Here is a 10,570-nt window from a genome sequence, read left to right on the forward strand (position 1 = left end):
CGATCGGCCTCGGCCGGAACACCCGCGCCACCGGTCAGGCGTCGGCGGCGCTCGGCTGGGGGACCACCACCACCGGCACCGCCTCCTTCGCGGCGGGGAGCGGCATCACCGCGGCGGGCGCCTTCTCGGCGGTGCTCGGCCGGTCGTCGGCGGCGCGCGGAACGGGGAATGTCGCGATCGGCTCGTTCCTCCGGGCCGGCCCGGCGGAGAACGCCATGGCGATCGGCTCCGGAATCGACGCCGCGGACAGCTTGGTGAACGACATCGAGAACTCCCTCGTCGTCGGTTTCGGCGACACCACGGCGGCGCTCTTCGTCGGCGGTCCGGAGAACCGGGTCGGCGTCAGGACCACCGCGCCCGCGGCGGACCTCGACGTGGCGGGGAAGGTGCGCGCCGACAGCCTGCAGATCCCGACCGGCGCGGAGGACGGCTACGTGCTCACCTCCGACGCCTCCGGCAACGCCGCCTGGCAGCCGGGGGGCGTGGAATCGGACGGCGACTGGACGGTGATCGAGCAGATCGGCCCGGACAATTTGATCGCCAACGTGGACGGACACGTCGGGATCGGCGCGGACTATCCCCGCATGAAACTGAGCCTCGCCGGCGACGGCGGCATCCTGGCGAAGGGAGAGCTCTACGAGGGGGTCCGGCTCGATTCGGGGAGAACCGGTCCGGAGATGCTCTGGTATCCCCGGAAGGCCGCTTTCCGGGCGGGGGAAGTGAGTTCCAGCCATGACTGGACCCATGACAACATGGGCTACTGGTCGACCGCCTTCGGCGATGCCGTGCGCGCCTCCGGCGACGGGTCCGTCGCGATCGGCCTGAACCTCCACAGTTCCGGTGAGAACGCCTTCACCATCGGCAGCGGTCTCGGCATCCAACTCGAACGACGTTTGACCAACGACATCGATAATTCGTTCCTGATCGGTTTCGGCGACACGACGGCGACCTTCTTCGTCGGCGGACCGGACGGCCGGGTCGGCGTGAAGACGACCGCGCCCGCGGCGGACCTGGACGTGGCGGGGACGGTGCGGACCGAGGCGTTTCACATGCCGACGGGCGCGGCGGACGGCTACGTTCTCACCTCCGACGCCGCCGGCGAGGCGAGCTGGGCGTCCCCCGCCGTCCTGTCCGACGGCGACTGGACGGTGAACGGCTCGAACATGAGCAGCAATGTGGCCGGGAACGTGGGAGTCGGGACCTCTTCGCCCGGCTACAAGCTGGACGTGAACGGCACCATGCGCGTCTCCAACCCCGGCGGCGCGAACACGACCCTCGTCCTTCGCGACTCGAACGGGAGCAGCGACCGCCCGGGGATCCGCTTCGAAAACAACTCCCTGCATTACATCACCGGCGACGACGCGTCGGACGAGGTCTTCTACTTCGCCGGCAAGAACAGCAACGCCCGTTCCTACGACGCGATCCTCCGCGTCATGGGGAGCGCGTCCGACAGCTGGGGAACCTACACGGAGATCACCCACGACGGGACGGATGGACATGTGGTCACCGACACGGGAGATCTCTACCTCGAGCCGGAAGGGGACGTGCGGATCGGCGCGGCCGCGAATCCTACGGACCTCGTCGTCTCGGGCGTGGTGAACACCGATTCGCTGTATCGGATCAAGAGCGAACCGTTCCTGGAGGTCCGCGATTCCGACTGCCTCCTGATCGGCGGCGCGATCGGCGGGGCCGGCTCGGACAACTGCGTGGCGATCGGGGAGGACGCCAAGGGATTCGGAAGCGAGAACACCAGCGTCGGCTACAACGCCGGTTGTTCCCATGCCGGATGGGAAATCGGCAACACCTGCGTCGGCTCGAACGCGAACGGCAAAGGGAACTACAACACCTATGTCGGCGCGGACGTGGGAACGAAGGAGGGAGGGGATAGGAACGTCTTCATCGGAGTCGGCGTGCGACCCGACGACGGACCGGGCGACAGTTCGAGCGACAACGTGATCATCGGATACAAGGCCGGTCGATTCCTGTCGAACGTGAACAACAAGCTCCTCATCGCCAACGACTCCACGGCGAATGACATACTGATCTACGGGGACTTCGAGGAGCACAAGGTGGGCATCGGCCCCCAGACCGACCTTCTCGGCACGCTCACGTTGAACGGGTACTGGGGCAATTCGGTCGTGTTCAACACCGGTTCGCACTGGTACATGGGCGTGGATGATTCGAATGACGACAAGTTCTCCGTGGGAACGGGAAGTACGCTGGGCCAGAATGTGCGGCTCTCCCTGGATGAGAACGGCATGGCCCACTTCTCCGGACGACCGGACGGCGACGATTCCTCCTACGTTACCCTAAACGACAACGGGGTCGCCCTTCGCGCCCAGAGCGTCGACAGTATCGCCGTCCGCGTCTTCAGCGACAACAGCTACGGTCTCCGCTCGATCACACAGGAGCAGGAGGCGCTCGTCGGATACAGCACCAACGACCGGGCGCTCTTCACGCACAGCGACAACTCGTTGGCCGCGTTCTTCGACGGAGACGTCATGATCGCCGGCTGGATCTCCAAGGCGAGCGGTTCCTTCCTGATCGATCATCCCCTCGACCCGGAGAACAAACTCCTCCGCCACAACTTCGTCGAGTCCCCGGAGAACCTCCTGGTCTACCGGGGGACGGTGACGCTGGGGGGCGACGGAGAGGGGACGGTCACCATGCCGGACTATTTCGAGGCGCTCGCCAAGGAGACGGAGGCGACGGTGAACCTCTCCACCGTCGGCAAGCCCTTCCTCACCGGCTACGAGTGGAACGCCGATCACGTCTCGTTCACCGTCTACGGCGATCCGGGACGCGAGGTGGGCTGGATGGTGATGGCCGACCGGGACGACCCGGTGATGCGTCGGTTCGCCCGGCCGGTGGAAGAGAGGAAGACGGCGGACAGCAAGATCTGCCCGCCGGGCCGTCTTCTCTACCCCGAGGCGTACGGCTATCCGGAGAGCAAGAGCAGTGAATACGAGGAACGCCGCGCGCTCCGTGAGGGGAGATAGATTCACCGGGAGGGTCACCTGTTCGATGACGGTGATCCTCCCCTCCTTCTCCCTCTCCAGTGGAATGTCGAGAACGGGAGAGGGAATCCCGCCAAAGTCGGTCTTCGACCGGTTTTTGAAATGGATGTTGTTTGCTGGATTGACAGAGGTTCTCCCTCTCCCGCTCTATTCAGGTGCGGGAGAGGGTTGGGGTGAGGGTTCATCTTCGGATGCGCGCGGATCCTGACCCTTGAATACCCGGAACGGGAGAGCGAGTTTCATCTGTTCATGGTCGTGATTCCTGCCTGTTTTCCGTCTGTATGTCGTTACCGTTTATCATTAGAATGACGAGGCCATTTCCCTCTCCCGCTATCCTTGTTCGCGGGAGAGGGTCAGGGTGAGGGTGCATGAGGATAGACGGGGGGTGAGGGGTGGATGGGAAAAGGGCATTCCGTCGAACACTCCGCAAGCATCAGACGGATGCGGAAGGACTTCTCTGGAAACGGCTCCGTGATCGCCGCCTTCTGGGATACAAGTTTCGCCGGCAGCGTTCTATCGGTCCCTACGTGGTCGATTTCGTATGCTTGGAAATAAAAGTAGTCGTCGAACTGGACGGCGGACAGCACGGGGAGAGCGCGACGGAGAAATATGATCGACGGCGAGACAAGTATCTGGAAAGCGAGGGATTCCGCGTCCTGCGATTCTGGAATCATCAAGTCATGATGGAAACGGAGGCGGTGTTGCATTCGATTCTTCGGGTGCTGGAAGAAGAAGGGGAACCCTCACCCTGACCCTCTCACGTGAAATATGGTTCCTCCGTAACCAGATACCTTCTCTACCGCTTCGCTCGATCGAAGGGAATCCGGTTCCGAAAAGCCCTTCGCGATCCGCAAACTTCTTTACCTCCGACCCAAATATCTTTATACTTCCCGCCATGAGCGATCTCCTCTTCGCCTGGGTCGGGATGGCCGATCTGAAGGGGCCTCTGGAGGATTCGGAGGCGGGATCCGGGCCGATCGCCCAGGCGGTCCTCTGGCGCGATTTCGACGAGGTGCACCTCCTCGGCAACCTCCCGGAGGAGAGCACGGCGGTCTACGCCGCCTGGCTCCGGGGCAAGGCGAGGGGGAAGGTGATCGTCCATGAGGCGCTCCTCAGCGGTCCCACCCGCTTCGGTGAGATTTACGAGCGCGCGTCGGCGGTGGTGGCGGGCGTGATCGAGGGGCGACGGGACGGGCGGCTCACCTTTCATCTCTCCCCGGGCACGCCGGCGATGGCGGCGGTCTGGATCATCCTCGGGAAGACCCGCTTCCCCGCCGAGTTGATCGAGTCCTCCCGCGACCACGGCGTCCGCGTCGCCGACGTCCCCTTCGACATCTCCGCCGACTTTCTCCCCGATCTCCTGCGCGCCCCGGACCGCGAAGTGGAGCGTCTCGCCGCCGGGCTCCCGCCGGAGTCCCCCGCCTTCGCCGACATCCTCCACAGGAGCAAGGTGATGGATGAGGTGATCCTCCTCGCCCGCCGCGTCGCCCCGCGCACCGTGCCGGTGCTGATCGAGGGGGAGTCGGGGACGGGGAAGGAACTGCTCGCGCGCGCGATCCACGAGGCGGGGCCGCGCCGGGACGGCCCCTTCGTCGCGGTGAACTGCGGCGCCATCCCGGAGAACCTGATCGAGTCGGAATTGTTCGGACATAAAAAGGGGGCGTTCACCGGCGCCGGCGCCGACCGGGCGGGACACTTCCGCGCCGCCGACGGCGGGACCCTCTTTCTCGACGAGGCGGGGGAACTGCCGCCGCCGGCTCAGGTGAAGCTCCTCCGTGTCCTGCAGGAGGGAGAGATCGTGCCGGTCGGCGAGAGCCGCCCGGTCCGCGCCGACGTCCGGATCATCGCCGCCACCAACCGGAACCTCCTCGCCCGCGTCGCCTCCGGCGATTTCCGCTCCGATCTCTTCTACAGGCTCGCCGTGGCGGTGATTCCCCTGCCGCCCCTTCGCGAGCGGCCGGGGGACGTGGGGCTCCTGATCGACCGCCTCCTCGAGAAAATCAACCGGGAGAGCGCCGGCGAGCCGGGGCACGAGGATAAGAAACTTACCGCATCCGCAAGAAATCTTCTTCTCCATCACTCCTGGCCGGGGAACGTCCGGGAGCTGACCAACACCCTGCTCCGCGCGGCGATCTGGACGGCGGGGCCGAGGATCGGCGCCGAGGACGTCCGCCGCGCCCTCCTCGACTCGCCGGGGGCGCGCGCCGAGACGGTCCTCGATCGTCCCATGGGAGAAGGGTTTAACCTCTCCGATCTCCTCGCGGACGTGGCCCGCCACTACCTCCGTCGCGCCCTCGACGAGGCGGGCGGCAACAAGACCCGCGCCGCCGAACTGACCGGCCTCCCCAGCTACCAAACCCTCACCAACTGGCTCCGCAAGTACGGCATCGATTCCGGCATCTGAATTGCTTTTCCCGTCTCCCGGAAGGCGCTCTCCCTTCCGAGGACCCGGACCACGCACGAGGTTTCCACCTCGGCATCCGGGAAAGGGGGTCATCGATCCATGTCGGAATTGATCACGCTCCTCCTCATGGATCTCTGGATGACCCTTACGGGGCGGAACCGGTGGAAGGCGGACCCAGACTCTTCGCTCGGCGAAGACGAAACGACCTTCTCCGGTTTCCGCCCCCATGTAGAAAAGGATGAGGAAGAGAGGTGAACGTTTCCGGGGGCGCCGGTGCGAGCGAACCTCGATCCAACGCACCCGCGAGACCTCGGCGACCTTCCCGGACTGGGATCGGCGGGATGAGGGCGGGACTTTCCTTCACGTCGGCATTTCGGACTCCGCCGGTAAACGGGTAGGATTCCGTCGGATGTACGGGACGGATGCATTCGCATCTGATTCATGTCGGATCGAACTCGGGAGAATCGTGGAATGAATGACGAGGACAAGATCCTCTCCCGCGCACAGGGCGCCCTTCTCGGGCAGCTCGCCGGGGATTCGCTCGGGTCGCTGGTCGAGTTCCGGCGGGCGGAGGAGATCCGGTTGGAATATCCGGAGGGGGTTCGGGAACTCGCGGACGGCGGGACGTGGAACACCATAGCCGGGCAGCCGACGGACGATTCGGAGATGGCCCTCGGGCTGGCGCGGATGCTGGTGGAGCGCCGTGGGTACGACCGGGAGGGGGCGCGGGCGGTCTACGTGGAGTGGATCGACTCCGGTCCCTTCGACTGCGGGAACACCATCGCCCAAGGTCTCCGCGGCCGCCCGAACGAGGAGAGCCAGGCGAACGGCGCGCTCATGCGGATCAGCCCCCTCGGCGTCTTCGGCGCTTTTCGCGCGATCGGTGAGGTCGCCGCCCTCGCCGAGGAGGACGCCTCCCTCACCCATCCCCACCCGGTCTGCCGGCAGGCGAACGCGCTCTTCGCGGCGGCGATCGCCCGGGCGGTGAAGGACGGCCTCTCGCCGGACGCCCTTTATATGGAAACGATCGCGCGCGCGGAGGAGCGGGGCATCGATCCCTCTCTGATGGAGGCGCTTCGCGGCGCGGCGGACTCGCCTCCCGCGGACTATTCCCGCCTGCAGGGATGGGCGCTGATCGCCTTCCAGAACGCCTTTTGGCAGCTTCTTCACGCGCCGGATCTCGAGGAGGGGGTGGTCGACACGGTGATGCGCGGCGGCGACACCGACACCAACGCCGCGATCGGCGGCGCCCTTCTCGGCGCGGTCCACGGGCGCGAAGCGATCCCCGCACAGTGGGAGAAGGCGATCCTCTCCTGCCGCCCGCGCCGAGGCGACCCCCGCGTTCGCCATCCCCGTCCCGAGCGTTACTGGCCGGCGGACGCCCTCGAACTGGCGGAGAGGCTTCTCGACGCGGGGCGGGGCGAGGGCTCTTCGTAACCAGATACCGCGAATGCGAAAAGGTATCTGGTTACGGAGGGGTCACGAGAGGGGCCGGCTTCGAGAACCGAGGGTAGCCTCGACTCCCTTCTGGAATGCGATAATCCCTGTCACCGGTCTCTTGACGGATCTGCTATGATGAGTGAGGGTTATGTCTACCATAAAGCTTTCGAAGCAGCAGAAGCAGGTCATCGACCACCGGGGCGGTCCCGTGCAGGTGATCGCCTGCGCCGGTTCGGGGAAAACCGAGTCGGTGGCCCGGCGTGTCGCCGCTCTCGTGAACGAAGGCGCCCCGCCCGAATCCATCGTAGCCTTCACCTTCACCGAGCGGGCGGCCGCTGAACTGCAGGACCGGATCCAGCGACGCGTCGCCGACGTGCGTGGACCGGAATACCTCGCCAGGCTCGCCCCTCTCTTCGTCGGCACCATCCACAGCTACTGCTTCCGCCTTCTCCAGACCTACGTCCCCGAATACGGCAACTACGACGTCGTCGACGAGAACCGGCACGCCGGCCTTCTCGCACGCGAATACCGGCGGCTCGGCATCGACCGGACGGGATGCGGCCACGGGAAATGGAAATCGATCGCCGCGTTCGCCTGGACCGCCGACGTGATCGGCAACGAGCTGATCGATCCGGCCGACCTGGAGGGGACGGAACTCGGCACGTGTTACGCCTCCTATCTGGACACGCTCGACCGCTATCGCGTGCTCACCTTCGGCATGATCATCTCCCGCACGGTGGAGATGCTCCGGAGACCGGAGGTTCATCGGCGGGTCCACGCCCCGCTCCGGCACCTCATCGTCGACGAGTACCAGGACATCAATCCCGCGCAGGAAGCGCTGATCCGCCTTCTCGCCGAGAAGCCGGTGGAACTCTGCGTCGTCGGCGACGACGACCAGTCGATCTACCAGTGGCGCGGGTCCGACGTGTCAAACATCCTCGGCTTCACCCGCCGATACCGCCGCGCGGAGCCGATCCGCTTGGAAACCAACCGCAGGAGCCGCCCGGAGATCGTCCGCGCCGCGAACCGGTTCGCCCAAACGATCCCGCAGCGACTCGAAAAGGCGATGCGGCCGGTTCGGGAGGCCTCCGCTCACCAGGTGGTGACCTGGTCGGCCGCCAACCCGGAAGAAGAAGCGGAGAAGATCGCCGAGACGATCGAGCGTCTCCATAAACAAGGCTATCGCTACCAGGATATCGGCGTCCTCTTCCGTTCGGTTCGCACGTCGGCGCCCGTCTTGATCGAAGCACTGGAGAAGCGTGGAATCCCTTCCTCTTGCAAAGGACGGACCGGCCTCTTCCTTCATCCCGAGATCAACCTCTTCGGGGAGATTCACGCCTGGTTCGTGGATCTGGAATGGAAAGACGAGCGTTACGGCCCATCCCGTGAGGCGAGCCTCGATAACATCGTCCAGGGCCTCAGCCGGCAATTCGGCCGGAAGCGCGGGGAGTTCCCCGGCCTCCGCAAGTATCTGGAGGACTGGAAGAGCTACCGTCTACGGGGGACGCGGCCGGTCAGCATCGTCGGCGATTTCTATCGCCTCCTCCGCTTTCTGGGCGCCCACGAGCTGAACCCCGACGACCCCCGGTCCTCGGCCCGTCTCGGCGCCTACGCCCGCTTCTCCGAACTCCTCGCCGATTTCGAACACGTCACCCGCCGCGGCCGCACCGTCGACGAGGACGGCAAACGGGTCTACACCCCCGGACGCGACCGCGGCAAGGAGTACTACCGGAGTCTCTACGGCTACCTCCTTCACTACGCGCGCGACGCCTACGAGGACTTCGGCGGCGAAGATGAGCAGGAAGTGGACGCCGTCGACATCGTCACCGTCCACCGGGCGAAGGGGCTCGAATGGCCGGTCGTCTTCCTGCCGGCGCTCAGTTCCCGCCGCTTCCCGGCCGCGCGGTCCGGTCAACCGAAGGACTGGCACCTTCCGGACGGCGTCCTCTCCGACGATACCCGCCGCCGCTACGAGGGAGGAGATCCCGAGGAGAGGCGTCTCTTCTACGTCGCCATGACCCGCGCCAAGGAGATCCTCTACCTCTCCCACTTCGAGAAGATGAAGAACCGCGCGAAGCCCTCCCCCTATCTCGAAGAGGTGGCGGAGTCGAACGGCGGCATCCGCTCCCTCAAGCGCCTCCCCCTTCCCCCCAAACCGGAGAAGGCGCTCGATCCGGAGGCGCCCCCCTTGGAGATCTCCTTCTCGGACGTCCTCGGCTACGAAGAGTGCGCCCACCGCTACCGTCTCTCCGCCCACTTCGGTTTCCAGCAGGAACTCGCCACCGAGCTGGGCTACGGTCGGGCGATCCACCACATCCTCCGCCGGATCGCCGAGACCGCCCGGGAGACGGGGAAGATCCCCACGGCGCGGGAAGTCCGCGCCCTCCTGGAGGAGGACTTCTACCTTCCCTTCGCGCGGACGCCGGAGTACAAACGGATGCACGCCGCCGCCGACCGCCTGGTGAAGCGCTATCTCGCCGACTACGCCGACGACCTACGCCGCGTCTGGGAGACGGAGCGCCCCTTCCGCCTCCTTCTCCCGGAAGGAAGCCTCTCCGGCCGCGCGGACGTCATCCTCGACGAGGAGGACGGAAGCCCCGGCCGCCTCGCCATCGTCGACTACAAGACCTCCGCCGACCCGGACCGGGACGACGAATACCGCCTCCAGGTCGGGATCTACGCCGAGGCGGCGCGCGGCGAGGGGCTGAACGTGGTCGCCGGATACGTGCACGAGCTAAAACACGGGACCCGCCGCGCGGTGGAGGTGGGTGAGGGGAAGAGCGCCGAGGGGGTCGAGCGGGTCACCCGCGCGATCCGCGCCATCCGCCGCGGGGAGTTCCCCCCGCGGCCGGATGAGGAACGATGCGCCTGCTGCGATTTCCGTCTGATCTGCGCGCACGGAAAGGCGCCGGACGAAGGCTGAACCGAATCGAAACGGAGTGGACCATGGCGCGCCGCAAGAACGCCTCCAAGATCGAGACCAAGGACTACCGCCACGCCGGGCAGAAGAGGAAGAACATTCCCCCGGCGAAGATCGCCGCCGAGGGGAAGGTGCCGGAGAAGGGGAAGGTCCGCTATCACTACAATCCCCATCTCTCCCCGGAACTCCGCTTCGATCCGACCGGGAAGAGCGACCGCCTGGAGGAGATCGCCGAGAAGGTCCGCGCCCAACTCTCCGAGGAGGAGGCGGAACTCCTCCGCGGGGCGCTCGCGAACCATCAGCCGTGGTTGGAGTGGGCGGGGAAGAAGGAGGAGCACGACCGGGGATGGTTCGAGGTCGATCCGGTGGCGCTCCACATCCACGAGAGGGTGAGCGCCCAGGCGATCGTCCGCGCCGCGATGCGGGAAGACGCCCAGAGAGATCTCTTCGCCGATCCGGAATTGCCCTATCAGGAAGAGGTGAAGTTCTACCAACACGACGTGGACTGGGCGAACCGGCTCATCCTGGGGGACAGCCTGGAGGTGATGTCCTCTCTGGCGCGTCGCGAAAACCTCGCCGGCAAGGTGCAGATGATCTACATCGATCCGCCGTATGGGATCAAGTTCGCGAGCAATTTTCAGCGTGAGGTCACAAATCGAGACGTTAAGGACAAAGAGGATGATCTGACTAGAGAACAGGAAACGGTAAGAGCCTATAGAGATACATGGAATCTTGGGGGCCATTCGTATCTCTCTTATCTAAGAGGAAGGCTGTTATTTGCACGAGGGC

Annotated in this window: 7 protein-coding genes; all 7 read left to right on the plus strand. The window is 65.5% G+C overall.

Going from position 1 to position 10,570, the window contains the following annotated elements:
• A partial coding sequence (locus JW958_12350; GenBank protein ID MBN1827041.1) for a hypothetical protein occupies window positions 1-2,999 on the plus strand: 2,999 nt, incomplete at its 5' end.
• A 410-nt stretch (window positions 3,000-3,409) separates the two neighbouring features.
• On the plus strand, window positions 3,410-3,769 hold the full coding sequence (locus tag JW958_12355) for an endonuclease domain-containing protein (GenBank protein MBN1827042.1): 360 nt from the start codon (window positions 3,410-3,412) through the stop codon (window positions 3,767-3,769).
• A gap of 143 nt (window positions 3,770-3,912) precedes the next feature.
• Window positions 3,913-5,421: a sigma 54-interacting transcriptional regulator gene (locus JW958_12360; protein ID MBN1827043.1), complete on the plus strand. Its 1,509-nt coding sequence runs from the start codon at window positions 3,913-3,915 to the stop codon at window positions 5,419-5,421.
• Window positions 5,422-5,520: 99 nt separating this feature from the next.
• Window positions 5,521-5,676 carry a hypothetical protein gene (locus JW958_12365; GenBank protein ID MBN1827044.1) on the plus strand — a complete coding sequence of 52 codons (156 nt, stop codon included), beginning with the start codon at window positions 5,521-5,523 and terminating at the stop codon, window positions 5,674-5,676.
• 216 nt (window positions 5,677-5,892) lie between these two features.
• The gene (locus tag JW958_12370; GenBank protein ID MBN1827045.1) at window positions 5,893-6,858 is read left to right on the plus strand and encodes an ADP-ribosylglycohydrolase family protein; all 966 of its coding nucleotides are present in this window, start codon (window positions 5,893-5,895) and stop codon (window positions 6,856-6,858) included.
• 151 nt (window positions 6,859-7,009) lie between these two features.
• The gene (locus JW958_12375) at window positions 7,010-9,784 is read left to right on the plus strand and encodes an ATP-dependent helicase (protein ID MBN1827046.1); all 2,775 of its coding nucleotides are present in this window, start codon (window positions 7,010-7,012) and stop codon (window positions 9,782-9,784) included.
• A gap of 23 nt (window positions 9,785-9,807) precedes the next feature.
• Window positions 9,808-10,570, plus strand: a 763-nt coding sequence (locus tag JW958_12380; GenBank protein MBN1827047.1) for a site-specific DNA-methyltransferase, incomplete at its 3' end; no start/stop codon positions are given.

This window comes from Candidatus Eisenbacteria bacterium, from assembly GCA_016930695.1.
Taxonomy (GTDB): domain Bacteria; phylum Orphanbacterota; class Orphanbacteria; order Orphanbacterales; family Orphanbacteraceae; genus JAFGGD01.